This window comes from Enterobacter sp. 03-F-07-AD-ECC (genome assembly GCF_047530935.1).
Classification (GTDB): Bacteria; Pseudomonadota; Gammaproteobacteria; order Enterobacterales; family Enterobacteriaceae; genus Enterobacter; species Enterobacter cloacae.
On sequence record NZ_JBLKBZ010000007.1, the window covers coordinates 185,721 to 211,493 of the forward strand.

General features: G+C 54.9%; 27 protein-coding genes. 9 read left to right on the plus strand and 18 right to left on the minus strand.

Annotated elements, in window-relative coordinates; all coding sequences use genetic code 11:
- Positions 1-68: 68 nt before the first annotated feature.
- The 4 genes from gloA to eptA form a co-directional block, all read right to left on the minus strand.
- Positions 69-476, minus strand: coding sequence for a lactoylglutathione lyase (gene gloA, locus ACMWKA_RS13380; RefSeq protein WP_013096923.1), 408 nt, complete (start codon positions 474-476; stop codon positions 69-71).
- Positions 477-576: 100 nt separating this feature from the next.
- On the minus strand, positions 577-1,674 hold the full coding sequence (locus tag ACMWKA_RS13385; protein WP_013096922.1) for an alkene reductase: 1,098 nt from the start codon (positions 1,672-1,674) through the stop codon (positions 577-579).
- A gap of 53 nt (positions 1,675-1,727) precedes the next feature.
- Complete coding sequence (locus tag ACMWKA_RS13390) at positions 1,728-2,327, minus strand: TetR/AcrR family transcriptional regulator (protein WP_028028082.1); 600 nt, start codon at positions 2,325-2,327, stop codon at positions 1,728-1,730.
- A 41-nt stretch (positions 2,328-2,368) separates the two neighbouring features.
- Positions 2,369-3,994, minus strand: a complete 1,626-nt coding sequence (gene eptA, locus ACMWKA_RS13395; RefSeq protein ID WP_097534256.1) for a phosphoethanolamine transferase EptA — start codon at positions 3,992-3,994, stop codon at positions 2,369-2,371.
- Between the two features lie 148 nt (positions 3,995-4,142).
- Here eptA and ACMWKA_RS13400 point away from each other — a divergent pair, with 148 nt between their 5' ends.
- From ACMWKA_RS13400 to sodC, 3 genes are all read left to right on the plus strand, one after another.
- Complete coding sequence (locus tag ACMWKA_RS13400; protein WP_013096919.1) at positions 4,143-4,382, plus strand: DUF1289 domain-containing protein; 240 nt, start codon at positions 4,143-4,145, stop codon at positions 4,380-4,382.
- Between the two features lie 48 nt (positions 4,383-4,430).
- Entirely contained in the window at positions 4,431-5,327 is an 897-nt protein-coding gene (locus ACMWKA_RS13405) for an aldo/keto reductase (protein WP_013096918.1), read from the plus strand.
- Between the two features lie 81 nt (positions 5,328-5,408).
- On the plus strand, positions 5,409-5,927 hold the full coding sequence (gene sodC / locus ACMWKA_RS13410) for a superoxide dismutase [Cu-Zn] SodC (protein ID WP_013096917.1): 519 nt from the start codon (positions 5,409-5,411) through the stop codon (positions 5,925-5,927).
- On the opposite strand, the gene ACMWKA_RS13415 is transcribed toward sodC, so the two are convergent.
- From ACMWKA_RS13415 to ACMWKA_RS13425, 3 genes are read right to left on the minus strand one after another with little or no spacing between them, the layout of a single operon-like run.
- Positions 5,906-7,933, minus strand: coding sequence for an FUSC family protein (locus tag ACMWKA_RS13415; protein ID WP_130626028.1), 2,028 nt, complete (start codon positions 7,931-7,933; stop codon positions 5,906-5,908). The genes sodC and ACMWKA_RS13415 overlap by 22 nt on opposite strands.
- The gene (locus tag ACMWKA_RS13420) at positions 7,933-8,793 is read right to left on the minus strand and encodes an HlyD family secretion protein (RefSeq protein ID WP_013096915.1); all 861 of its coding nucleotides are present in this window, start codon (positions 8,791-8,793) and stop codon (positions 7,933-7,935) included. The genes ACMWKA_RS13415 and ACMWKA_RS13420 overlap by 1 nt, the downstream gene beginning before the upstream one ends.
- A gap of 2 nt (positions 8,794-8,795) precedes the next feature.
- Complete coding sequence (locus ACMWKA_RS13425; protein ID WP_013096914.1) at positions 8,796-9,032, minus strand: DUF1656 domain-containing protein; 237 nt, start codon at positions 9,030-9,032, stop codon at positions 8,796-8,798.
- Between the two features lie 186 nt (positions 9,033-9,218).
- Between ACMWKA_RS13425 and slyA the strand changes: the two genes are divergently transcribed.
- On the plus strand, positions 9,219-9,662 hold the full coding sequence (gene slyA, locus ACMWKA_RS13430) for a transcriptional regulator SlyA (protein ID WP_020688303.1): 444 nt from the start codon (positions 9,219-9,221) through the stop codon (positions 9,660-9,662).
- A 33-nt stretch (positions 9,663-9,695) separates the two neighbouring features.
- Here slyA and ACMWKA_RS13435 read toward each other — a convergent pair whose 3' ends face one another.
- Positions 9,696-11,057: a GGDEF domain-containing protein gene (locus tag ACMWKA_RS13435; protein ID WP_040023036.1), complete on the minus strand. Its 1,362-nt coding sequence runs from the start codon at positions 11,055-11,057 to the stop codon at positions 9,696-9,698.
- 198 nt (positions 11,058-11,255) lie between these two features.
- On the minus strand, positions 11,256-11,723 hold the full coding sequence (gene slyB, locus ACMWKA_RS13440) for an outer membrane lipoprotein SlyB (protein WP_013096912.1): 468 nt from the start codon (positions 11,721-11,723) through the stop codon (positions 11,256-11,258).
- A gap of 254 nt (positions 11,724-11,977) precedes the next feature.
- On the opposite strand from slyB, the gene anmK reads away from it, so the two are divergent.
- The 5 genes from anmK (at position 11,978) to pdxY (ending at position 16,560) form a co-directional block, all read left to right on the plus strand.
- Positions 11,978-13,102 carry an anhydro-N-acetylmuramic acid kinase gene (gene anmK, locus ACMWKA_RS13445; RefSeq protein WP_029882777.1) on the plus strand — a complete coding sequence of 375 codons (1,125 nt, stop codon included), beginning with the start codon at positions 11,978-11,980 and terminating at the stop codon, positions 13,100-13,102.
- A gap of 93 nt (positions 13,103-13,195) precedes the next feature.
- Entirely contained in the window at positions 13,196-13,519 is a 324-nt protein-coding gene (gene mliC / locus ACMWKA_RS13450; protein ID WP_013096910.1) for a C-type lysozyme inhibitor, read from the plus strand.
- Between the two features lie 57 nt (positions 13,520-13,576).
- Positions 13,577-14,233 (plus strand): pyridoxamine 5'-phosphate oxidase, encoded by a 657-nt coding sequence (gene pdxH, locus ACMWKA_RS13455; RefSeq protein WP_013096909.1) that lies wholly within the window; start codon positions 13,577-13,579, stop codon positions 14,231-14,233.
- Between the two features lie 125 nt (positions 14,234-14,358).
- Positions 14,359-15,633 carry a tyrosine--tRNA ligase gene (gene tyrS, locus ACMWKA_RS13460; protein ID WP_014831636.1) on the plus strand — a complete coding sequence of 425 codons (1,275 nt, stop codon included), beginning with the start codon at positions 14,359-14,361 and terminating at the stop codon, positions 15,631-15,633.
- 66 nt (positions 15,634-15,699) lie between these two features.
- Positions 15,700-16,560, plus strand: a complete 861-nt coding sequence (gene pdxY / locus ACMWKA_RS13465; protein WP_097534337.1) for a pyridoxal kinase PdxY — start codon at positions 15,700-15,702, stop codon at positions 16,558-16,560.
- Between the two features lie 86 nt (positions 16,561-16,646).
- Here pdxY and gstA read toward each other — a convergent pair whose 3' ends face one another.
- From gstA to rsxA, 9 genes are all read right to left on the minus strand, one after another.
- Complete coding sequence (gene gstA, locus ACMWKA_RS13470) at positions 16,647-17,252, minus strand: glutathione transferase GstA (protein ID WP_414760322.1); 606 nt, start codon at positions 17,250-17,252, stop codon at positions 16,647-16,649.
- A gap of 98 nt (positions 17,253-17,350) precedes the next feature.
- Entirely contained in the window at positions 17,351-18,859 is a 1,509-nt protein-coding gene (dtpA, locus tag ACMWKA_RS13475; RefSeq protein WP_013096905.1) for a dipeptide/tripeptide permease DtpA, read from the minus strand.
- A 617-nt stretch (positions 18,860-19,476) separates the two neighbouring features.
- Entirely contained in the window at positions 19,477-20,112 is a 636-nt protein-coding gene (nth, locus tag ACMWKA_RS13480) for an endonuclease III (RefSeq protein ID WP_020688297.1), read from the minus strand.
- Positions 20,109-20,795, minus strand: coding sequence for an electron transport complex subunit E (locus tag ACMWKA_RS13485; protein WP_023622212.1), 687 nt, complete (start codon positions 20,793-20,795; stop codon positions 20,109-20,111). Before ACMWKA_RS13485 ends, nth begins: the two co-directional genes overlap by 4 nt.
- Before the next feature lie 2 nt (positions 20,796-20,797).
- Positions 20,798-21,418: an electron transport complex subunit RsxG gene (rsxG, locus tag ACMWKA_RS13490; protein WP_048971240.1), complete on the minus strand. Its 621-nt coding sequence runs from the start codon at positions 21,416-21,418 to the stop codon at positions 20,798-20,800.
- A 10-nt stretch (positions 21,419-21,428) separates the two neighbouring features.
- Positions 21,429-22,481 (minus strand): electron transport complex subunit RsxD, encoded by a 1,053-nt coding sequence (rsxD, locus tag ACMWKA_RS13495; RefSeq protein WP_048971242.1) that lies wholly within the window; start codon positions 22,479-22,481, stop codon positions 21,429-21,431.
- Positions 22,482-22,499: 18 nt separating this feature from the next.
- On the minus strand, positions 22,500-24,602 hold the full coding sequence (gene rsxC, locus ACMWKA_RS13500; RefSeq protein ID WP_414760323.1) for an electron transport complex subunit RsxC: 2,103 nt from the start codon (positions 24,600-24,602) through the stop codon (positions 22,500-22,502).
- Positions 24,595-25,173, minus strand: coding sequence for an electron transport complex subunit RsxB (gene rsxB / locus ACMWKA_RS13505; protein ID WP_013096899.1), 579 nt, complete (start codon positions 25,171-25,173; stop codon positions 24,595-24,597). Before rsxB ends, rsxC begins: the two co-directional genes overlap by 8 nt.
- Positions 25,173-25,754, minus strand: a complete 582-nt coding sequence (gene rsxA / locus ACMWKA_RS13510; RefSeq protein ID WP_013096898.1) for an electron transport complex subunit RsxA — start codon at positions 25,752-25,754, stop codon at positions 25,173-25,175. The genes rsxB and rsxA overlap by 1 nt, the downstream gene beginning before the upstream one ends.
- Between the last annotated feature and the right edge of the window lie 19 nt (positions 25,755-25,773).

A 25,773-nucleotide genomic window follows, 5' to 3' on the forward strand; every position in this document is an offset into this window, starting at 1 on the left:
GAGCGCATTATGGCAAATTTTGGCGTGGGATGCAGTAAAACAACGGGCGCATAGTGCGCCCTGAGGGATCAGTTGCCCAGACCGCGACCGGCGTCTTTGGCTTCAATCAGCTCGATTTTATAACCGTCTGGATCTTCAACAAACGCAATCACGGTGGTGCCGCCTTTTACCGGGCCCGCTTCACGCGTGACGTTGCCACCGTTGCTGCGAATGCGTTCACAGGCTTCTGCCGCGTTGTCCACTTCCAGCGCGATGTGGCCATACGCCGTGCCCAGCTCATAGCTGTCGACGCCCCAGTTATAGGTCAGTTCGATAACCGCTTCATCCGTTTCCGGGCCGTAACCCACGAATGCCAGCGAGTATTTGTATTCCGGGTTTTCGCTGGTGCGCAGCAGCTTCATACCCAGTACGTTAGTGTAGAAATCGATGGAACGTTGCAGATCGCCAACGCGCAGCATGGTGTGAAGTAGGCGCATAATTTCCTCATTAACCAATGGAGTAGAGTATCTTTTTGAACAGAAACGATGTTTTAGTATAGCGGCGAAAGGCCGCCGCTATCAATGCACAACGGAGAGATTACAGCGTAGGGTAGTCGGTATAGCCTTCCGCGCCGCCGCCGTAGAAGCTTTCCGGGCGCTGTGGGTTCAGCGCTGCTTTCTGCTGCAGACGGGCAACCAGGTCCGGGTTGGCAATGTAATCACGACCAAAGGCCACGGCGTCGATCAACCCTTTATTAATCAGATCTTCGGCTTTCTCAGGCGTATAGGCCCCCGCACCGATGATCACCCCGTGGAAACGCTCGCGCACTTTCTGGCGGAAAGCCTCAGAGTAAGGCTGACCACCGGCCCAGTCCGGCTCGGACATGTGCAGATACGCGATACCGCGTTTCGCCAGTTCTTCAATCAGATACAGCGCGTCCGCTTCTTCGTTCGGACCGTTGTCGACGTTCTGGAACGTACCGATTGGGGAGACGCGAATACCAATACGGTCCGGGCTCCACTCCTGACAAACGGCATCAACCACTTCCAGCACCAGACGGGCGCGGTTTTCGACGTTACCGCCGTACTGGTCGGTGCGGTGGTTGGACGACGGTGAAAGGAACTGGTGCAGGAGGTATCCGTGCGCGGAGTGCAGTTCAACCAGATCAAAACCGGCTTCGCGGGCGTTAGCCACCGCCTGACGGAAATCGTTCACGATACCCGGGATCTCATCCAGCTCAAGGGCGCGTGGCGTTGAGGTATCGACGCGGATCGCGTTACCGTTTTCATCGCGCAGGGAAGTGCGGGTATTCGCATTCAGGGCCGACGCGGAAACCGGTGCCTGTCCGCCAGGCTGAATGCTGCTGTGAGATATACGACCGGTGTGCCACAGCTGAACCGCAATGCGACCCTCTTCGGCGTGAACGCCAGCGGTGATTTTCTTCCAGGCGGCAATCTGCTCCGGGCTGTGCAGGCCTGGTGCGCCGGCATATCCCTTCGCCTGTGCGGAAATCTGCGTGGCTTCAGTGATGATGAGGCCAGAGCTGGCGCGCTGACGATAGTATTCACCCATCAGTGGGGTTGGGATATCACCCGGCTCAATGCTGCGCAGACGGGTGAGTGGGGCCATAAACACGCGGTTTGGTGCGGTGACGGCGCCCACTTTCAGTGGGGTGAAAAGTTTTTCAGCTGACATAACGACTCCTGAGTAGACCAGTCGACTAGTAATTAAGTAAATAAAAACGCCTGCTACACACCAGGCGCAGTAATGCTGCTATTAACATGTGCCAGTGCGCTTTCCAGCGGCACGGCACTGCGGGAAATTTTGGCCTGCAGGTTCGCCCCTAACCAGAGCGAATATAAAACTTGCGCCTGGGTTAACGCCTCACCGGCGAAGGCCAGCGTTTTTTCACGGCGGCCGTTCTCAAGCGCCTGCGCCAGCAGGGCGATCACGCCGCTGGCACCTTTATCCATTGCCGCGCGCATATCTTCGGAGAGATCGCACACTTCTGCAGAGAGTTTTACCGTCAGGCAACCGCTGATAATGCCCTGCTGACAGAACTGGTTCAGCGTTTCCTGATAGTAGTTGAGAACACGATCCCGATAGTTTCCTTCACCACTGGCGAAATGGGTAGCCAGGCGTTGATGGTAGCTGGCATAGTGCCGCTCCAGCATCGCCACGCCAAACGCCTCTTTGGATCGGAAGTAGTGATAAAACGACCCCTTTGGCACTTCAGCGGTTTTAAGTAACTCGCTTAACCCCATACCGGTAAACCCGCGATGCATGCAAAGCCGCTCGCCGGTCGCCAGTAAATGTTCGCGTGTATCGTGTTCAGTATTTCTGCTCATGGCCAAACTCTAATAGACCGTTCGGTCTATTGCAAGGGCGTTTACTGACGACATGCGTTCAGAATATCCAGTTGTTGCTGATAAGTCGTTGATTTCACATCCATCATACCCAGTACGGTAGAGAACAGATTATCCTGCGAAACCGCATTTTTTGCTGCATAGTCGCGCAGGCACTGCGCGTTGATACCAAAGTGTTTCGCGTAGTCCGGTGATAACCAGAACATGAACGGAATGTGCGTTTGTTGCTCTGGCGCCAGCATGTATGGCGTGCCGTGCAGATAAATTCCGCTTTCGCCCAGCGATTCGCCGTGGTCGGAAAGGTAAATCAGCGCGGTGTTCATATTTGCCTGACGTGCCTTCAGCGCATCGATGGTTTTGCTGACCACGCTGTCGGTATACAGAATGGTGTTGTCATAGGTATTCATCAGCGCCTGGTGATCGCAATCCTGAATCTCATTGGTGTCGCAGGTTGGGGTGAATTTGCGGAAATTGTCCGGGTAACGGTGATAGTAAGCCGGGCCGTGGCTGCCCATCAGGTGGATAACCAGTACGGTGTCCTGTTTCAGGCCGTCCAGCACGTTGTCGAGACGGTAGAAGTTCACATCATCAATACAGGACTTGTCTTTGCAGAACTGATCCAGGTTCCACTGGGTCATATCGGTATGGGGTACGCGGTCGCAGGCACCTTTGCAGCCGCCGTCATTGTCGCGCCACAGCAGGTTAATTCCCGCGTGTTTGAGCACATCGAGCAACCCTTCCTGGTGATGCGCCAGGTCGGCATCGTATTTGCTGCGCGTCATCCCGGAGAACATGCAGGGAACGGAAACGGCCGTTTCGGTGCCGCATGACGTGGCCTGCGGGAAGTTGATGACATCCTGCTTTTTCAGTTCCGGGTTCGTTTCACGGCCATAACCATTCAGCGAGTAGTTCGCGGCACGTGAGGCTTCACCGACAACCAGCACCAGAACCGTTTTCTTGTTCTGACCTGCAATCAGCGGGCCTTTATGCGCATCTTCACCTATACGCACCAGCGTTTGGTCACCTTCGAACCAGCGCATTTTGCTGTATTTCATCATGGCGCTGACGTAGTTAGCAGGGGTGACCATCTTGACGATGCTCTTATTGTTGCGAAACAGCGACGCATAATCTTTATAAAACACGGCGGCGACGAGGATGATCACCAGCAGGGCGCCAAGCATGGCGGCAACGCGCATCAGCAGCGCATACCACCATTTTCCGGTTTGAATACGCGTCATCGCCAACACCACGGAAGGAACCAGTCCTGCTATGACAATCCACAGAATCATCTGCGGCGTGACCAGCGCTGTGGCTTCCTGAGAGTTGGTTTCGAACACGTTAACAATCATGTTCTGATCGATCACCGCGCCATAGGTATACATAAAGTACGTTGCCGCGGCACAGCCGACGGTTAAGACGATCAGCAGCGGCTTACGGATAAAGGGGATATTGAGCAGGCTGAAGACAATCACCCAGCCGCAGAACAGCACCAGCGGCACGGACGCGGCAAAAAGAATATCGTGAAGCCTTGCCGGGGCAATAATGGCCCAGCTACGTTGAATAAACAGTGCGTTTATCAGCGTAAAGAAAAGCGCACAACCCAGAGTGAATTTTATATCGTTACACTGTAACTTCTTCGTTAACCACATCGAAAAGAAACCTGTCATCATATTGATGAGGCGAGTATAGAGAGGGAAGATTAGTGAAACCTTAATGCCACAAAACTGTGGTAAAGCCCTTGCACGTGGGGCGTTTAACGTCTTCACTGTAGGTGAGTGTCGGTATTCGGAGGTGAACGTGGCAGAGCAGCTGGAGTTTTTCCCCATCCAGAGCCCGTGCCGGGGGATTTGTCAGGTGGATGAACGCGGTTATTGCCGTGGGTGTATGCGTACCCGCGACGAGCGGTTTAACTGGCAAAATTTCAGCGACACGCAAAAGCAGGAGGTGCTTCGCCTCTGCCGCCAGCGGTTTCTGCGCAAAATACGTGCAAACAAGCCGGGTGAAACCGAAGAACCCCAGCAACCTTCACTGTTTTAACACGCTTATTGCGTATACTCATGACATCACTTCCTTGAGGAAAATGTTATGGTTCAGCGTATTACCCTTGCCCCCCAGGGGCCAGAATTCTCCCGCTTTGTGATGGGTTACTGGCGCCTGATGGACTGGAATATGTCCCCCCTGCAACTGGCGAGCTTCATTGAGGAGCACCTCGATTTAGGGATCACCACCGTCGATCATGCTGACATTTATGGCGGCTATGCGTGTGAAGCGGCGTTCGGAGAAGCCCTCAAGCTGGTTCCGGCGCTGCGTGAGCGGATGGAAATTGTCACCAAATGCGGTATTGCCACGACGGCAAAACCTGAACATACCCTTGGTCATTACATTACCGACAGCGCACACATCATCAAAAGCGCCGAGCAGTCGCTGGTGAACCTGGCGACGGATCATATCGACCTGCTGCTGATCCACCGTCCCGACCCGTTAATGGATGCCGATGAGGTCGCCGAAGCCTTCCTGGCGCTGCATCAAAGCGGCAAAGTGCGTCATTTTGGCGTCTCAAACTTTACCCCGGCGCAGTTTGCGCTGCTGCAGTCTCGTCTGCCCTTTACCCTGGCCACCAACCAGGTGGAAATCTCCCCGGTGCATCAGCCATTGTTGCTGGATGGTACGCTCGATCAGCTGCAACAGCTGCGCATCCGTCCTATGGCGTGGTCCTGCCTCGGGGGCGGTCGTCTGTTCAATGACGATGAATTCCAGCCGCTGCGCAATGAGCTGGAAACCATTGCCCGTGAACTGAACGCTGAGAACATCGAACAGGTGGTTTACGCGTGGATCCTACGTCTGCCGTCGAAACCGCTACCGATTATTGGTTCCGGTAAAATTGAACGCGTGCGTTCTGCCCTGGCGGCTGAAGAGCTGCAGATGAGCCGTCAGCAGTGGTTCCGCATCCGCAAAGCTGCGCTCGGTTACGACGTTCCGTAAACCGGTAAAAATGTGACTTTCCGGTGAAATCTTTGCCTCTGGTATACACTTAAGAGGCAAAAAATAACCAGCGGAGGTCATATGAAGCGTTTTGCTCTGGCACTGGTCACGCTGGTTGTTTGCGCAGGGGCGCAGGCAGCCAGCGATGAAGTAGAAATGAATCTCGTCACCTCGCAGGGCGTAGGTCAGTCCATCGGCACAGTGAAAATCACTGAAACCGACAAAGGACTGGAATTTGCGCCCGATCTCAAGGCCCTGCCTCCCGGCGAACATGGTTTTCATGTTCATGCCAAGGGGAGTTGTCAGCCCGCGTTAAAAGAGGGTAAACCCTCGGCAGCAGAGGCGGCAGGCGGCCACCTTGACCCACAACATTCCGGTAAGCATGAGGGCCCGAACGGAATGGGCCATCTGGGCGATCTGCCCGTGCTGGTGGTAAATAATGACGGCAAAGCCACGGATCCGGTTGTGGCGCCACGCCTCAAAAAGCTGGATGAGGTGAAAGGCAAGGCGCTAATGATCCACGTCGGCGGCGACAATATGTCCGATCAGCCGAAACCGCTTGGCGGTGGCGGGGCACGCTATGCCTGCGGGGTGATCTGATCCCCAATCGTCCCCGGCGGTGGCGCTTGTTCCAGCTGCGAGAGGGAACAGTGCAGCCGCCAGATTATCGACGCTAAATCACGCGCGGCGGGCTGATGGTGGTGAGCAAGACTGTCGCAGATCCGCTGCAGTTCAGTCAGCGTCGCTTCCAGCGGGCGTTGCTGAACGCCGCGTTCACTCATCACATCGCGTAGCAGAGAGATGCACACGTCGCGCACCTGCGAGAGCGGATCGGACCGCGTCTCCCATGCGCGAAGTTGCCAGACCACGTGGGAACAGTTCAGCAGGACCACTCCCCAGCGCAGCAGCCAGCGGCGGGAAAGCGAGTCCTGGCTGTTATTGAGCTGGCTGACATGGTGGTACACCAGGGATTCATACTCACTTTCACGCAGATGCGGTTTACGGCTGAGCTGATCGACAAACCCCCGACGAAGCTCGCGGATATGGCGTCGGCTTTTACGCGCGTCTGAGCCGGGGCGTAATACGGCAAAAGCCAGCCACGCCAGACCCACGCCCAGGATTTTTGCCAGATTATCATTGAGAAAATCGGCGTAATCATAAACCGGCGGGTTTGTGACTGAGATAAACGAGCCCATAAAGACAATCAACTGACCCCAGAGCCCCGCCAGTTTGGGCATTTGCAGCTTCAGAAGCTGCATCGTGGTTAACAGCGGAAACAGAAACAGCAGGAACTGCCACAGGTCGCTTATCTGCACCATCAGGCCGAACTTGACCACAAAGCTGAACAGCGATAACAACACCAGCGTGCGCAGCAGCAGCGTAAGCGAGTTGAACGGCGAGGCGGCGACGGAGTAGAGCACGCAACTGATGGCGGCCAGCGTGAGCGCGGCGGAGCCAGATTCCCACTGCGTGGTGATGCTCCATGCCCCCACCAGCGTCAGGGCGCAAAAGGTTCGAAAACCGCTCCACAGCGCTTCCAGATAGTCAGTGTGCCGCGCCAGCGCCGGGCTACTGGGAACGGCGAATTCCGTTATCGGCGTGGCATTTTCAACGGCCTTGATCCAGCGACTGCTGCGCAGATACAGGCGGCAAAAGTAGTTCAGACGTTGCCAGAAGGCGCGGTGGCGATAATCGTACTCATCTTTCGGCGCAAGCGGGGCGATAATGCGGGCCACCGTGTAGATGTCGGCATCCGGGCGGGCAAGGGCTGCGAGCAGCGTTTCAATGATGGCGCGGGTGTTTTCCGGTGGCGTTGACCAGTTGAGTAACATCCGGCGCAGGCTGGAGATCGCACTGGTCATCCGTAGCTGCTGGTGAAGCAGGTAGTTCAGCAGGGTATTCTGGCGGCGAAAACGATAATGGCTCCAGAAGGCCTGAATGCGTAACAGATTCATGGTCAGGATCTGACCAATCACCTTTTCATGCGCCAGGCGAATCTCATCGTTTGTATCCGGCTGCCAGAGCAGGCTCGCATGTTCCAGCAAGCGGGTATGCATGGTCTTCAGCGCCGTGATAAGCGCGGTGCCGTCGGAGGTGCTGGGCAGGATCATCATCATAAACCCGCCGCTCAGAATACCGACAATAACTTCACAGACGCGCGCCTGGGCGATATCCCATAACTCGGTGGTATCAAGAACGTTAACTACCGGAAAGGCAATAATCGCGGCGGTATAGCCCGCCAGCTGGAAGGCGTAGGCGACGTTATTAGTAAAGTGGGCGCAGGCCCAGGTACAGCATCCCAGCCATGCCGCCATGCTCAGTAAAAAAAGCCACGGATCGTTCAGGGTATGGCCTGCAATGATCAGCGCCGCAGTGGCACCGAGCAGGCTGCCCGCGATGCGCCCAAGGCTTTTACTGATCACTCCGCCAACGGTCGGGAAGCTCACGACCGCCGCGGAGGTCATGGCCCAGTAAGGCTCGTCAAGGTTCAGATAGTAGGCGACGGTCAGCGCAAGGCACATGGCAATGCCATTGCGCAGGGCGTAGCGCCACTGAGGGCGCGTTGCTTTCATCCACGGCAGATTTCGCCAGGAGAAGGCATTCATCAGGGTGTTCCGATCGAGACAGTACAGGTTGTGCCGGAGACCAGCGTTAACCCCTGCGGTAAGCGGTCAAATTCAACCCGAACCGGCACGCGCTGGGCCAGGCGCACCCAGGGGACATTAGGTTTGATGTCGGGAACCAGGCCAGAATCGGTTTCAACGCTCTGATCGTAAATGGCACGGCCAATGCTGGAAACGTGACCCTGTAACCTTTGCGAGCCGCTATAAAGCGTTATTGTGGCAGGGGCACCTTCCCGAATATGGCGAAGTTTGGTCTCTTCAAAATAGCCCACGACGTAAAACGAGTGGCTGTCGACCAGCGCGAAAATCGGTTGGCCGGTGGTGGCATAATTACCCACGCGGGCAGAGAGGTTCGTCACCCAGCCATCGACAGGGGCCTGTACCACGGTTTGCGTCAGTTCCCATTGCGCCTGTTTGAGCGTTGCCTCTGCCACATTGACGTTGGCCTGCATCGCCTTGACGTTGATGTTGGCGGTATCCAGGTCTTCGGCAGAGATATAGTTTTGTGATAAATGCCGACGACGCGTGGCTTCGTTGTTCGCTTTCGCCAGTTCAGTCTGGGCCTTAGCCAGCTGCGCCTGGGCGTTTAGGATCGCAATATGGTACGGGGTATCGTCAATGCGGAATAAAACATCTCCCTTTTTAACAAACTGGTTATCCTTAACCAGAAGCGCCGTGATACTGCCAGATACCTGCGGGGTGATACTCACCTGTTCAGCGCGAATTTTACCGTCGCGTGTCCAGGGTGACTGCATATAAAAATTCCACAGCCACCAGCCGGCAACCAGGGCCAGAGCCAGGACAAAGAGGGTGGAAAAGTACTTCAGCGTTTTCAGGGGCATAATCACCACACAATCAGCACAGCAAGGCCAAGAGACACGGAGAGAGCGAACAGGGAGAGATCCATCAGCATGGGGTGCCAGATCTCGCCAGAATACATCCAGTCGCGGAGCAGACGATGCGCGACAAGCCAGATCACAAAGCCCACCAGAACGGCTTTAAACAGGGGAGGAAAGTAGACTGATGCACCGAAGATCAGGTCCTGAAGGGGCAGCCCCTCTGAGCGATGAAAAAACGTCACGAGCAGAGATCCTTTGCAGTGAACAGAATGCCGGAATGGCTTGTCTTAATGAGATGGAACATCACTTTTCAGTGTAAGTCATACTTTTAAATTTGATGAATGTCGTAATGCATTTGTTTTGGCAATACAAATGCTGCACACTATTCTAAAATCAGTATAATAACTTAGCAAGCTAATTATAAGGAGATGAAATTGGAATCGCCATTAGGTTCTGATCTGGCAAGGTTGGTACGCGTCTGGCGTGCTCTGATTGACCATCGCCTGAAACCTCTGGAATTGACACAGACGCATTGGGTCACGCTGCACAACATTCATCAGCTGCCGCCCGACCAGTCACAAATTCAACTGGCAAAGGCGATTGGTATTGAGCAGCCGTCGCTGGTGCGTACGCTTGACCAACTGGAAGAGAAGGGGCTGATCTCCCGACAAACCTGTGCCAGCGACCGTCGCGCCAAGCGAATTAAACTCACTGAGAAAGCGGCTCCCATTATCACTGAAATGGAAGCAGTGATTACCAAAACGCGCGGTGAGATCCTGTCCGGGGTTTCCCCTGCGGAGCTTGAAATGCTCATCAGTCTGATTGGACGCCTTGAGCAGAACATTCACGACCTGCAGGCACGCGACGCCTGACCTTATCAGGCCTTGCATTCGCAAGGCCTTTTATCATCTGGAGACGATCACCCGGTTGCGACCCGTCTCTTTCGCCTCATACATCGCTTTATCAGCCTTTTCCACACACTCTTCAGCCGTCGTCTCCACGGACGTTGCCGTAAAGACGCCCATGCTGATGGTAATGGGCTCCGGAAGCTGTCCCCCGCTGCTGGTCTTATCAAAGCTGCTCAGTTTCAGGCGGATGCGTTCCGCCACCTGGTACGCGGCTGCTGAAGGGGTGTTGGTTAACATCAACACAAATTCCTCACCGCCAATACGTGCGGCAATATCCTGAGGCCGTACAGAATCCATCAGCAGATGCGCCACAAACTGCAACACTTTGTCGCCCTGCAGATGGCCGTAGCAGTCGTTGATGCGCTTGAAGCGGTCGAGATCGCTGACGATAACCGAAACCGGACGGCTGGCTTTACAGGCACCGAGTGCCTGGTTTAGCGAGTCGTAAAAATAGCTGCGATTGTAGAGGCGGGTCAGAGGATCGCGAATCGAGTTTTGATACGACTGTTGATATTTCAAATGCGAGTCGCGATAGAGTCTAAAGACATCATAAAGCAGAACAAAAATAATCAATAACGTCGCAACAGTTTCAAATAAGCGCGCTCGATACCAGGAAATATCCTCCGCGTGTCCGCCTGCTAATAGCATCGCGAGCGTCACGATATAACAGACACATAAAAAATTACCGCCCACCCAAAAAATATTGCGTACGCGGGTAATAACCATTAGCGTTGCTAATGTCACCACCCAAAGAATAATCAAGACGATATTTATTGCATGGCTCCAGAGAACCATAAATTGATGGGTTTCATTATCCACCAGGTCTAACGACATTAATGATGAGTGGCTGGAGCTAAGCCAGGCCAACAGCACCATGCCCACCATAAACAGAAATGTACCGGCAACGATGGCGATATGCGCCGCACGTGAAAGCGGATTATCCCTGACGATATACAGCAGGGCCGACGCAATCATCAGCACCGCCATTAACAGATGGCGGTACATAAAGAAGATCATCGTATCGTTATAGTCCACGACGTTGAGCTGGTAGAGATCAAGCCAGGCCGGGAAACTAGTAAGCGTACCCACCATCAGCATGGCTGAACCGGCAAAGGCAAAAGCGATAGCAATCAGGTACAACCGTCTTCTGTCACACCAGTATTTCATGGCCATAAAGCAGGCAATAAACAGATGGAATACCAGTAAAAAAATGGTGAGTGTAGGGAATAAAAGCGGTGAGAAAGAGGGAACCCATTCGACCAGTTTTAAAAATAAAATTTGTAATATTCCAATGACGACAATGCACCCTAAACAGAATGGAATATAGGGCTTTTTCACGTACCGGGAGATCGCAAGCATAAGTATGTTTCAACGAAAATAATAAATAAAAAAGTTAATTGAGATTAGCCTAATGCAAAAGAGAGGGGAATACTTTGCGCAGGAACAAGATACGGCGTGGTTAATTATTCATTGCCTGAATAAATTTTGTAAAACTATTTATTATAATGATGCTATTTGTAAAAGGATGCGGCCTGGCAGCCACATCCTTTTTATGAATTAACGCGGAGAAACGGTAACCTGGCTACCGTTGCTTGCCAGCACGACGCGCTGACCGGCAGAGAAGCGGGTGCTGCCCTGTTTCTGCACAACCATAATGGTGCTGCCGTCGTCTTTACGGATTTCCAGCTCTACGCCCTGGGTTTTATTCATCGCACCCTGAACGCCCTGGCCTGCTACGCCACCCGCAACGGCACCTGCCGCAGTCGCCAGAGAACGGCCTGTACCACCGCCTACGGTGTTACCCAGGAAGCCACCCAGAACCGCACCGCCGATGGCACCCATGACGTTGTTCTCGTCACCACCCTGAATTTGAACAGGACGTGCGTTAACAATCGTACCGTAAGTCACGTTCTGAACCTGTTTCGCTTCAGAAGCGCTATAAACGTCGCCAGAAAGTGAACTGTCATTCACACAGCCAGCCAGAGTTAAACCAATCAGCGAAACGCCCAGTACACGTAAAATCATTTGAATCTCCTGTTCACCAAAAACGCCCAATCCGGGCATCCGTTATGGCTAAATTATATGGCATAAAGGGCCATCGTTCATATCTTTGCACTAACAATCGGAAAATTGTACTTGAATTTGACTTAACGAGAGATAAACAAAATTTCGACGCGTTACCTCACTGAGAGTGTTAAAAAATATTATCGCCTGATGGCAAAGCGGGGCTGTTTATGGTTGAGTGGTTATCCTTAGCCCACGCAACGTAAGGAAAGCGCATGAAATCGGGTCGCTATATTGGTGTGATGTCTGGCACCAGTCTGGATGGGGTAGATGTCGTTCTGGCCGCCATAGACGAAAACATGGTGGCACAACAGGCAAGTCTGACCTGGCCTATCCCTGTTTCGCTGAAAGAGGAGATCCTGAGCATCTGCCAGGGGCAACAGCTGACGCTTTCGCAGCTTGGACAGCTTGATGTCAGGCTGGGGGCGCTGTTTGCCGATGCGGTGCTGGCGCTGATGCATAAAGAGAATCTCCGGCCGCAGGATGTGGTCGCGATTGGCTGTCACGGGCAGACCGTCTGGCACGAACCCACTGGCGATGCGCCGCATACCCTGCAAATTGGCGATAATAATCAGATTGTGGCAAAAACGGGCGTCACGGTCGTGGGTGATTTCCGGCGTCGCGACATCGCGCTGGGCGGGCAAGGTGCGCCGCTGGTGCCGGCCTTCCACCAGGCGTTGCTGGGGCACCCGTCAGAGCGCCGTATGGTGCTTAACATTGGCGGTATTGCCAACCTGTCGATGCTGATCCCGGGCCAGCCGGTACGGGGATATGATACCGGCCCGGGTAACATGCTGATGGATGCCTGGATCTGGCGTCAGTGCGGTAAACCGTATGATAAAGACGCGGAGTGGGCGAGCGAAGGCAAAGTCATTATCCCGCTGCTGCAGTCCATGCTTAGCGATCCCTGGTTTGCCCTGCCGGCACCAAAAAGCACGGGACGCGAGTATTTTAACTATGGCTGGCTTGAACGTCAGCTGGCTCGGTTCCCGGCGCTGGCACCGCAGGATGTTCAGGCGACGCTGGCCGAGCTCACGGCGGTCTCCATATCAGAACAGGTACTTTTGAGCGGTGGCTGCGAACGTCTGCTGGTCTGCGGGGGCGGAAGCCGCAACCCGCTGGTGATGGCGCGCCTTGCCGGGTTGTTGCCGGGCACCGAAGTGACAACCACCGATGAAGCCGGCATCAGCGGAGACGACATGGAAGCGCTGGCCTTCGCCTGGCTTGCCTGGCGTACCGTTGCCGGGCTGCCGGGGAATTTGCCCTCAGTCACCGGCGCACGCGAAGCCAGCGTTCTCGGTGCCATTTTTCCGGCCAATCCCCGCCATAATCAGAGTTAACTGAAATTCAGCGCAGCGCGTCGCCGGTAAAATAAAAGGGAACAGGAGGGCCCGTTAGCCCTCCAGGACCAGGATAGTCTTCGGAATACGCTCATGAAAAAACTTCTTCTTATTGCTGTACCTGTCTTGCTGTCAGGCTGCAGCGTCTATAACCAGCTCGTTGAGCGCATGCAGACCGACACGCTGGAATATCGCTGTGATGAAAAGCCGCTGACCGTCAAGCTTAATAACCCACGCCAGGAAGCCAGCTTTGTCTATGACAATAAATTGCTGACGCTCAAGCAGGGGATCTCCGCCTCCGGCGCGCGCTACAGCGACGGTATTTACGTCTTCTGGTCGAAAGGTGACAGCGCCACCGTCTACAAACGCGACCGCATCGTGCTGAACAATTGCCAGCTCGAAAATCCGAAGCGTTGAGATTTTCACAGGGGCGGCGCACAATAGCGCCACCCAATCTCAACGTCACCTAATGCCATGTCTGATAACGACGAACTGCAGCAAATTGCGCATCTGCGCCGTGAATACACCAAAGGCGGCCTGCGTCGCCAGGATCTTCCCGCTGAACCTCTGGTGCTTTTTGAACGCTGGCTAAAACAGGCCTGCGAAGCAAAACTGGCCGACCCAACGGCCATGGTGGTTGCCACGGTGGACGAAAATGGTCAACCGTATCAACGTATCGTGCTGCTTAAGCATTATGACGAGAAAGGGCTGGTGTTTTACACCAACCTGGGCAGCCGCAAAGCACACCATTTAGAGAACAATCCCCGAATCAGTCTCCTGTTCCCCTGGCATATGCTGGAACGCCAGGTCATGGTCACAGGAAAAGCGGAGCGCCTTTCCACACTGGAAGTGGTGAAGTACTTCCACAGCCGCCCGCGTGACAGCCAGATTGGCGCCTGGGTCTCAAAACAGTCCAGCCGAATTTCTGCCCGCGGCGTGCTGGAAAGCAAATTCCTTGAACTCAAGCAGAAATTCCAGCAGGGCGAAATTCCACTGCCCAGCTTCTGGGGCGGTTTCCGCATCCCGATCGAGCAGATTGAGTTCTGGCAGGGGGGCGAACATCGCCTGCACGACCGCTTTTTATACCAGCGCGACAACGGCGGCTGGAAAATCGACAGGCTTGCACCGTAATCCCCGAAATTTGTTGATTTAAGCGCTAGCGCACGCCGCGCTTGCGCTTTATTCTATGGTCCTTTCGCATCAGGCGAAAAGTCGTGTACCGGCAAAGGTGCAGTCGTTTATACATGGAGAATTTGATGGCAAGCAGTAACTTGATTAAACAATTGCAAGAGCGGGGCCTCGTGGCCCAGGTGACGGACGAGGAAGCGTTAGCAGAGCGACTGGCGCAAGGCCCGATCGCGCTCTATTGCGGCTTTGATCCCACCGCTGACAGCTTGCATTTGGGGCATCTTGTTCCATTGTTATGCCTGAAACGCTTCCAGATGGCAGGCCATAAGCCTGTGGCCCTGGTGGGCGGCGCGACCGGTCTGATCGGCGACCCAAGCTTTAAAGCCGCTGAGCGTAAACTGAACACCGAAGACACCGTGCAGGAGTGGGTGGATAAGATCCGCAAACAGGTTGCACCGTTCCTCGACTTCAACTGTGGTGATAACGCCGCGATTGCCGCCAATAACTACGACTGGTTTGGCAGCATGAACGTGCTGACCTTCCTGCGTGACATCGGCAAGCACTTCTCTGTTAACCAGATGATTAACAAAGAAGCGGTGAAACAGCGCCTGAACCGTGACGATCAAGGTATCTCCTTTACTGAATTCTCTTATAACCTGCTGCAGGGCTACGACTTCGCCTGTCTGAACAAACTGCACGGCGTTTGCCTGCAGATTGGCGGTTCTGACCAGTGGGGTAACATTACTTCCGGTATCGATCTGACACGTCGCCTGCATCAAAACCAGGTGTTTGGTCTGACCGTTCCGCTGATCACCAAAGCCGACGGGACTAAATTCGGTAAAACCGAAGGCGGTGCGGTATGGCTCGATCCGAAGAAAACCAGCCCGTACAAATTCTATCAATTCTGGATCAACACCGCGGACGCCGATGTTTACCGCTTCCTGAAGTTCTTCACCTTCATGGACATTGAAACCATCAACGCCCTGGAAGAAGAAGATAAAAACAGCGGTAAAGCACCACGCGCGCAGTATGTGCTGGCGGATGAAGTGACCAAACTGGTTCACGGTGAAGAAGGTCTGGCTGCGGCGAAACGCATTACCGCAAGCCTGTTCAACGGTACGCTGAGCGATTTGAGCGAAGCTGACTTCGAGCAGCTGGCGCAGGATGGCGTACCGATGGTTGAGATGGAGAAAGGGGCTGACCTGATGCAGGCGCTGGTGGACTCTGAGCTGCAGCCGTCTCGTGGGCAGGCGCGTAAAACCATTGCGTCTAACGCCATCACCATCAACGGTGAAAAACAGGCTGACCCGGAATACACCTTCGCCGACAGCGATCGCCTGTATGGCCGCTACACGCTGCTGCGTCGCGGCAAGAAAAATTACTGTCTGGTCTGCTGGAAATAAATAAAAATCTCCAGGGGCGTGGGAAACCACGCCCTTTTTGTTTTTTCAGGGTTTGGTAAGCATAAAATGAAGAACATCCTCGCCATTCAGTCCCACGTTGTTTTTGGACATGCTGGCAATAGCGCGGCGGAATTCCCGATGCGCCGCCTCGGGGCTAACGTCTGGCCCCTCAATACCGTACAGTTCTCAAACCATACACAATACGGCAAATGGACCGGCTGCGTGATGACGCCTTCGCATCTCACGGAGATCGTGCAGGGCATTGCCGATATCGACCAGCTCAAACGCTGTGACGCGGTTCTGAGTGGTTACCTGGGCTCCGCAGAGCAGGGGGAGCATATCCTCGGCATCGTTCGCCAGGCTAAAGCAGCCAATCCCGCAGCAAAATACTTCTGCGATCCGGTGATGGGGCATCCGGAAAAAGGCTGCATTGTGGCGCCTGGCGTGGCTGAATTCCATGTTCGCCATGCGTTACCTGCCAGCGATATCATCGCGCCCAACCTGATTGAGCTGGAGATCCTTTGCGAGCATCCGGTTAACAGCGTAGCAGAGGCGGTAAGCGCGTCTCGTGAACTGATAGCCCAGGGGCCTGAGATTGTGCTGGTGAAACATCTCGCCCGTGCAGGGCTGAGCAGAGACCGCTTTGAGATGCTGCTGGTGACCAAAGACGAAGCCTGGCACATCAGCCGTCCGCTGGTAGATTTTGGCCTGCGTCAGCCAGTTGGCGTGGGAGATGTGACCAGCGGATTGTTGCTGGTGAAACTGCTACAGGGGGCGACGCTGCGCGAAGCGCTTGAGCATGTGACTGCAGCGGTGTACGAAATTATGATTGCGACGAAAGAGATGCAGGAATACGAACTGCAGGTAGTGGCGGCACAGGATCGTATTGCGCAGCCGGAGCACTATTTCAGCGCAACACAGCTCTAAACTATGCCGGGTGGCGCTGCGCTTACCCGGCCTACAAATCCCGTAGGCCCGTGCAAGCGAAGCGCCGCCGGGCAATAACGACCCGGTTAATTCAATCCTTCCGCTTTCAGCGCCGCGGCCACCGCAGGGCGCTCCGCCATACGCGTCATATATGCTGCGATATGGTCTAACCCGTCCAGATTCAGCTTAACCGCACGCGCCCAGCGCAGCACGGTAAAGAGATACGCATCGGCAATGGTGAAGCGTGCCCCGCAGATATACTGGTCGTCCTTCAATGACTCATTGACGTACTGCAGCTTTTTCTCCAGCAGGGCGCGAACGGTCGGTTTGTACTCTTCCGGTGTATCCGGGCGGAACAACGGCGTAAATCCTTTATGCAGTTCGGTTGCAATGTAGTTCAGCCACTCGAGCGTTTTATAGCGTGAAACCGTACTTACCGGGGCCAGCAGCTGGTGATCGGGCACGCTGTCTGCCAGGTACTGCATAATGGCGACGCCTTCTGTCAGCAGGGTACCGTCATCCAGAAGCAGGGCCGGAACTTGTCCCTTCGGGTTAATCGCAAAAAAATCGTCGCCGTTTTCCAGGCGCTTTTTCATCAGGTCAACGCCGTCCAGCGTGAAATCTTTGCCGCTCTCGCGCAGGGTAATATGGGAAGCAAGAGAGCACGCGCCCGGTTTGTAGAACAGTTTCATCGGTAACTCCTTTTTGCTGAGGTTTCAGCTATGTTAGTGCGCAAGCAAACAAAAAAAAAGCCGCTAATAAATTAGCGGCTCATCGTTTCTCAATAACGTTACGCGGTAGCGGTTTCGGTCGCTTTCGTCGCTTTGTCGTCGTCCTGAGTCATACGGTTCAGCTTCGGTGCCGTCAGCAGCATCAGCGCCGCGATAACCGCCGTTGCGATACCAATCTGCAGGAAGACGGTACCGTATACATTCAGGGAGACCAGCGGGTCAGTCACGTTCTCAGGCACCGCCATCAGGTTTGCGATTTTACCTGCGATGATGGCTGCACCGGCAGTGGTCAGGAACCAGCTACCCATGATGAAGCCCATCAGACGCTGTGGCACCAGCTGTGCAACCATCGCCAGACCCAGACCGGAGATCATCAGTTCACCGATAGACTGCAGGGCATAGCTCAGGATCAGCCAGTTAACGGAGACGATACCGGCGTCAGTCGCAAATTTGGTACCCAGTGGCAGCACGAGGAACGCACCAGAGCACAGCACCATACCGATGGCGAACTTGTGCGGCATTGGCAGACGGTCACCCATCTTGTTATAGATAGCCGCCAGAATTGGGCTACCAATCATGATCCAGAACGGGTTCAGCGCCTGATACTGCTCCGGCTCGAACGCGATACCCAGGATGGAGTGCTCAACGTTGCGAATAGCGAAGAAGTTCAGCGAGGTAGGCATCTGGCTGTAGAGCACGAAGAAGATAATCGCTTCCAGCATCAGGATGAAGGCCACAATCATCTTGCGACGGGCCGCACCCTGCATCGCGAAGGCTTCTTTCGCGAAGATGATGACGATACCCAGTGCCACCACGCCCAGAACGGCACGTGCAACACCCTGGTTATGCAGCAACCAGGTGGCGATGGCCGCGAGGATAACAACACCCACGATGGTGGCCAGCAGTTTGCCCATATGCACCGGTTCGAAATCAGGTTTTGAACCGTAGTCCTTAACCCAGCTACGGCAGAACAGGAAGTTCACAACGGTAATCAGCATACCGACAAAGCTCAGCGCAAACGCCACGCTCCAGCCGAATTTTGCGGCGAGCCATGGGGTTGCCAGCATGGAGAAGAATGAACCAATGTTGATGGACATGTAGTACATGGTGAATGCACCGTCCAGACGTGGGTCATCTTTGCTGTAGCAGGTAGAGAGCAGGGATGACGGGTTCGCTTTGAACAATCCATTACCAACGGCGATGGTTGCCATACCCATATAGACTACGGCTGCGTCATGACCAGACCAGGCAACCAGACCATAGCCGATTGCCAGAACAATGGCGCCCAGCATAATGACACGCTTCGTACCCAGAACTTTATCACCAAGCCAGCCGCCAATCGCGACCAGACCGTAAACGAGGGCACTGAATGAAGAGAACAGCGTGATGGAATCGGCTTCGGACATACCCAGCTGTTTTACCAGGTAAACCGCCATGATCCCTTGCAGGCCGTAATAACCAAAACGCTCCCATAACTCGATAGAGAAGATGAGATAGAACGCTTTTGGCTGTTTAAAAGCGTTCAAACTCACGCTTTCATCTGTTGGTTTATTGTTTGCAGTTGACACATATACCTCTTTTTTTACATCCCATATTAACGGGGGTGTTCATAGCGTGATGGTCGGAGTCCATCCGCTTTATAGTTATATTGGGAGGAGAAACGGCGGGTAATGTTCACTATCCTGACCCGTCTGGCAATACGTTTGTAATAATCTGTTACATATAACTGAGCCGCTATAATCCTCGGTTTCTGCAAATGTTATTCAGCGTTAAATTTCACACAATGGGTTTTGTTGGTTTTTTTGACTGCGAAAAACCGGCGGAGAGGGTTGTGTGGCGATATGTTCTGCTATTTACCGTTAAATGCAGTCATATAGCCCATATTCTGAAAAATGAGTGGTCTTATCTGCGGCCATTGAAGGATTACATCTTGTCTGGCAAAGGGTTTAGGTGGGATCTGACAACAAAAAATCAACATGAAGTTATCAGAGTGATCGCGATCACAAATGTATAGAAATTTTCGGTAGTGAAAAAACTATTAACCTGTTTGAGCGTTAAATAACCGAACAATTGACAGGGCGTAAGAGAACATAAGCGGACAACTTGCGGCCTAAAGGAAGGTTTTTAGTTAAGCCTTCCTTTAGTAAGGTCTTGATGATGCGAAAGTAAAAAGGAATAACGCCGCTCAGGGATACACTTTTTCTTTATATTCGCAGAGATCTTCAATGATACATGAGCCGCAGCGAGGCTTTCTGGCAATGCAGGTATAACGGCCATGCAGGATAAGCCAGTGATGACAGTCGACTTTGAATTCAGCGGGAACCACTTTTAACAGTTTCTCCTCCACCTGTTCGACATTTTTACCCGGAGCGAAGTTGGTTCGGTTAGCGACACGGAAAATATGGGTATCAACCGCGATGGTCGGCCAGCCAAACGCGGTGTTCAGTACCACATTCGCCGTTTTACGTCCCACCCCCGGCAACGCTTCCAGCGCCTCGCGATCTTCCGGCACTTCACCACCGTGACGCTCCAGCAAAATGCGGCAGGTCTTAATGACGTTCTCCGCTTTGCTGTTAAACAGCCCGATGGTTTTGATATAAGACTTCACCCCTTCCACGCCCAGCTCCAGCATGGCTTTAGGAGTATTGGCCACCGGATAGAGCAGGGCGGTGGCCTTATTCACGCTCACGTCAGTGGCCTGAGCCGAAAGCAGCACTGCGATCAGTAGCTCAAACGGCGAAGTGAAATTCAGCTCAGTCGTCGGGTGCGGGTTTGCGTCCCGAAGACGGGTGAGGATCGCAATGCGCTTTTCTTTGTTCATGAGGCTTTCCCGGGTATCCCTTCCTGCACGCTGCGCTCAGCCGCGCGGCGCTTACGTTTTTCATCAATCAGGTATTTTATCGCCAGCATCATGCCAAGGCCAATAAACGCACCCGGTGGCAGCATAGCCAGCAGGAACGGCGTATCAGTATGAAACACCTCGATGCGTAAAACTTTAGCCCAGCTTCCCAGCAGCGCGTCTGCGCCGTCGAAGAGGGTACCGTTGCCAAGAATTTCACGCAGTGAGCCCAGAACGAACATCGCGCAGGTGGCTCCCATTCCGATGGAGAAACCATCCAGGGCCGACATCGCCGGGGTGTTCTTCACGGCAAAGGCTTCTGCACGCCCCACCACGATACAGTTGGTAACGATCAGCGGAATAAAAATCCCCAGTGACTGATACAGACCGAACGCGTAGGCGTTAATCAGCATCTGAACGACGCTCACCACTGACGCGATGATCATGACGTAAATCGGAATACGGATTTCCGACGGCGTCCAGCGGCGCAGGGTGGAAATGGAGAGGTTGGTCAGGGTCAGCACCAGCGTGGTGGCAAGCCCCAGCCCCAATGCGTTGGTAGCGGTGGATGTCACCGCCAGCAGCGGGCACAATCCCAGCAGCTGTACCAGTGCGGAGTTGTTCTTCCACAACCCCTGGACAATGACCTCTTTAACCTGGCTCATGCTCACTCCTCACAGGCCGGAAGATTGTTAATCTGTGCAGGCAGCGTTTCTGCATACAACCCGGCACGTTTTACGGCATTCACGACGGCACGCGGCGTAATGGTGGCCCCGGTGAACTGGTCAAACTCGCCGCCATCTTTCTTGACGGCAAATGCCGTGTCCGCTTCGCCGTGGATCACCTTACCGGCAAAATGCAAAATCCAGTCGCTCAGGCGTGTCTCAATTTTATCCCCAAGGCCCGGCGTTTCGTGGTGTTGAGTCACGCGGGTACCCAACACGGTACCGGAAAAATCGGTACCCACAAGTAGCTGAATGGCACCGGAATATCCGTCTGGTGCCGTGGCCTCCATCACCACGCCCACCGCGTTATCGCCTTTACGGGCGATATAGAGACGATGCGGGCCTTTACCTAACTGCGGCGCCTGTACCACGAAACAGCTTTTCTGCAGGTCATTATCGTAGAAATCAGACGGCATCACCTGATCGAACAGCGCGCGTTGCTGCTTCGCGGCCTGTTCATCAATGGTCGTTTTGGTCAGTTCGTTCACCAGTGCCGTCATCCCGGTGAGGACAGCAGCGAAAATGGCCAGCGTGACGCCATGTTTTTGCATTGTTTTCAGCATCGCGAAACCCTTAACGATGGCCGTACACGCGTGGGCGCGTGTAGTAGTCAATGAGCGGAACGGTGATGTTGGCAAGCAGGACGGCGAACGCTACGCCATCCGGGTATCCGCCGAAACTGCGGATCAGCCACACCAGCAGACCGGCCAGCGCACCGAAGATCAGACGACCGCGATTGGTGGTCGAGGCGGTTACCGGATCGGTCAGAATAAAGAACGCGCCCAGCATGGTGGCACCAGAGAGCAGATGCATCTGCGGGCTCGCCAGGGATTCAGGAGAGAAGAACCAGCCCAGCGTGGAGCAGACCGCGAGCGTGACCAGGAAGCTCACCGGAATATGCCAGCGGATCGCTTTCTGCTGCAGCAGAAACAGGCCGCCCAACAGATATGCCAGGTTAACCCACTGCCAGCCTGCACCGGCCAGCACGCCGCTGTAGATGGCTGATTGCATGATCTGCTCAACGCTGTGCCCGGCACGCAGGGACGTTTTAAACGTATCGAGCGGTGTGGCCTGGCTGACACCATCCACGCCCATACGCAACGCATTCATATCGGCACCGGACGCCGTATGGCCGGTAAAGATCACCTGAAGGGCATCCATAAAACCCGGCACCGTGGCGGCGATATCGTGCGGCGGCAGCCAACTGGTCATTTGTACCGGGAAGGAGATAAGCAGTACCACGTAGCCGACCATCGCCGGGTTAAAGGGATTGTGGCCCAGCCCACCGTACAGCTGTTTGGCAATAATCACCGCAAACACCGTACCGAGCACGATCATCCACCACGGCGCAAACGGCGGAATACTGATGGCCAGCAGCAGGCCCGTCAGCAGAGCGGAGTTATCGCTGAGAATACGGGAGATGTTCATCTTACGCAGCTTCAGCACCAGCGCTTCGGCCGCTACGGCGCTGGCACAGCCCAGTGCTAACTGGAACAGGGTTCCCCAGCCGAAAAACCAGAACTGAACGGCAATACCCGGCAGTGCAGCCAGGCAGACCAGCATCATAATGCGCGACGTCTGGCGCTGGTTATGGGTGTAAGGGGAACTTGCGATTCTGAAAACCATTTAATCCTCGTTAACTGCTTACTGTGCGGCTTTCTTCGCCTGAACGCGTGCAATCGCGGCGGCGACGGCGGCTTTGCGTGGATCGTCGTTCGCGGCAGGCTGTTGTACTTCCTGCTGAGCCGCTTTACGCGCTTTGGCCCGAGCGATGGCCGCTTCGACAGCGGCTTTGCGCGGATCGACTGGTGCCTCTTCTGCAGCTGGTTGTGGTTGCTGCGCCGCTTTCCGTGCTTTGGCGCGGGCGATGGCCGCTTCGACAGCCGCTTTACGCGGATCGACCGGCGCCTCTTCTGTGGCCGGTTGCGGTTGCTGCGCCGCTTTACGCGCTTTAGCGCGGGCTATCGCGGCTTCAACGGCGGCTTTGCGCGGGTCTGCGGCCTCTTGCTCAACGACCACCTGCTGCTCTCCCGCTTTACGGGCCCTGGCGCGGGCGATGGCCGCTTCAACGGCCGCTTTACGCGGATCGACACGGGTTTCTTCCGGTTGCCCTGTTTGCGCTTTTTCCGCCTGACGCGCGCGTGCCGCGGCCTTACGCGCTTCACGTGCGGCAATGGCTTCGCTGTTATCTGGCTTCTCACCGGCGGAGATCACCACAGGTTGCGCTGCGGTCGCTTTTTTCTCGCGCACGCGAGCCAGCGCCGCGTTAATGGCATCCTGATCTTTCTCGCCTGGCTGAACGGCAGCCTGCTTATGACGCTCCTGACGGGCCAGTTTTTCACGCTCCAGACGAGCCTGGCGGGCTTCAAAGCGGGCTTTCGCTTCGGCAGCGCGTTTTTCTTCCATCGAGATGGCATAAATCTCGGCCTTCTCCTGACGGAAGTACTGCACCAGCGGAATGTTGCTAGGGCAGACCCAGGCGCACGCGCCGCATTCGATGCAGTCAGCCAGATTATGCGCTTGCGCTTTATCGTGCAGCTGACCTTTGCTGTACCAGTACAACTGCTGTGGAAGCAGATCGGCCGGGCAGGCATCGGCGCAGGCGCTGCAGCGGATACAGCCTTTCTCTTCCTGCTCTTCACCCATTTCGGTGGGGGAGGGGGCGAGCAGGCAGTTAGTGATTTTTACGACCGGAACGTCCAGCCACGGCAGGGTAAAGCCCATCAATGGACCGCCCATGATCACCAACTGATCGCTGCCGGGACAGAATCCGGCCTGCTCCAGAAGATGACGAACCGGCGTGCCCAGACGCGCCCAGACGTTCCCCGGACGAGACACTGACTCGCCCGTCAGCGTCACCACGCGTTCGGTCAGGGGTTCACCGTCAATCACCGCGCGTTTCACGGCGTAGGCGGTACCCACGTTTTGCATCAGCACGCCAATATCCGACGAGCGGCCGCCGTGGGGAACCTGCTTTCCGGTGAGTATTTGCGTCAGCTGTTTTGCCCCGCCCGACGGGTACTTGGTCGGAATGACGCGCAGGCTGATATCGTGGCTACCGGCGAGCACCGCGCGCAGCATGGAAATGGCCTGCGGTTTGTTATCCTCAATGCCAATCAGCACTTCACGGGGTTGCAGCACATGGGCAAGGATACGGATCCCCTCCACGACCTGCGCGGCGCAGTCCTGCATCAGGCGGTCATCGGCGGTGATATAGGGTTCGCATTCAGCGGCGTTGATAATCAGGGTCTGAATTTTATCGCCGCCACCGCGCAGTTTGACGCCGGTCGGGAACCCTGCGCCACCCAGCCCGGCAACGCCGAACTGATGAATACGGTCGATAAGCGCTTCCCGGCTGCGGGCGCGGTAGTCGCTCCAGCCATCACGCTCGATCCAGCGGTCTTCGCCGTCGGCTTCAATAATGACGCTCAGTTCGGAGAGGGCTGACGGATGGGCAACGGTGTGAGGGGTAATCGCCACCACTTTACCGGATGTCGGGGCGTGGATCGGCAGCATACGCCCACGACCAAAGGTCAATGGCTGGCCGCGAAGGACGGTATCGCCTTCTTTAACGCACAACTCACCCTCAGCGCCAATGTGCTGCTTCAGCGGCATGACGAAACGGGTCGCCAGCGGAATTTGACGCAGCGGCGTGCCGCTGGACTGGGTTTTCATCTCTGGCGGATGGATCCCGCCGTCAAAGTCCCAAATCTTCTCTTTTCTGAAAGCAGAAAATAACTTAAGCATGTTGTTCCACAGGAATATTGCGAACCGGAATGGTTTGAAGATCCCACTTCCAGCTTTCGGTAGTCGTTTCAACCGGGCGCAACTCAATACATTGCGTCGGGCAGGGGGCCACGCAGAGGTTACAGCCGGTGCACAGATCCGCCACAACGGTGTGCATGGCGCGGGTGGCGCCAACAATGGCGTCGACAGGGCATGCCTGAATACACTTGGTGCAGCCAATGCAGTTCGCTTCGTCAATCACCGCGAGGGCGCGCACGGGCTCCTGCACCTGTGCATCGCCGTCAATGGGTTGCGGGTCGACGTTTAGCAGCGCTGCAATTTTCAGCATTACCGCTTCGCCACCTGGCGCACAGCGGTTGATTTTCTCACCCTGAATACCCACGGCTTCTGCATAGGGACGACAGCCAGGATAGCCGCACTGCCCACACTGGCTTTGCGGCAAAAGCTCATCGATTTTTTCAACAACAGGATCGTCCTCCACCGCGAATCGGCGGGAGGCGTAACCCAGAATCAGGCCAAACACCAACCCCAGCACGCTGATGGAGGCGATGGCAATCCAGATGGTATTCATTACAACTTCACCAGACCACTAAAGCCCATAAAGGCCAGAGACATTAAACCTGCGGTCACCAGCGCAATCGCGTTTCCGCGAAAGGGCGCAGGGATATCCGCTGCGGCGAGGCGCTCACGAATAGAGGCAAACAGCACCATCACCAGCGAGAAACCGACGGCGGCAGAAAAACCGTACAGCGCCGACTGCATGAAATTATGCCCGAGATTAATGTTCAACAGCGCTACGCCAAGAACGGCACAGTTGGTGGTGATCAACGGCAGAAAGATACCCAGCAGACGATAGAGCGCCGGACTGGTTTTACGCACCACCATTTCGGTAAATTGCACCACCACGGCAATGACCAGAATGAAGGCCAGCGTACGGAGATAGACTAAACCCAGCGGGATGAGGATCCAGGTATCAATCAACCAGGCGCAGATGGACGCCATCGTCATCACGAAGGTGGTTGCCAGCCCCATGCCCATTGCCGTTTCCAGCTTTTTGGACACGCCCATAAACGGACACAGGCCAAGGAACTTCACCAGAACGAAGTTGTTAACCAGCACTGTGCCGACAAAGAGCAGTAAGTAATCGGTCATTATTCAGCCTGAAATAAAA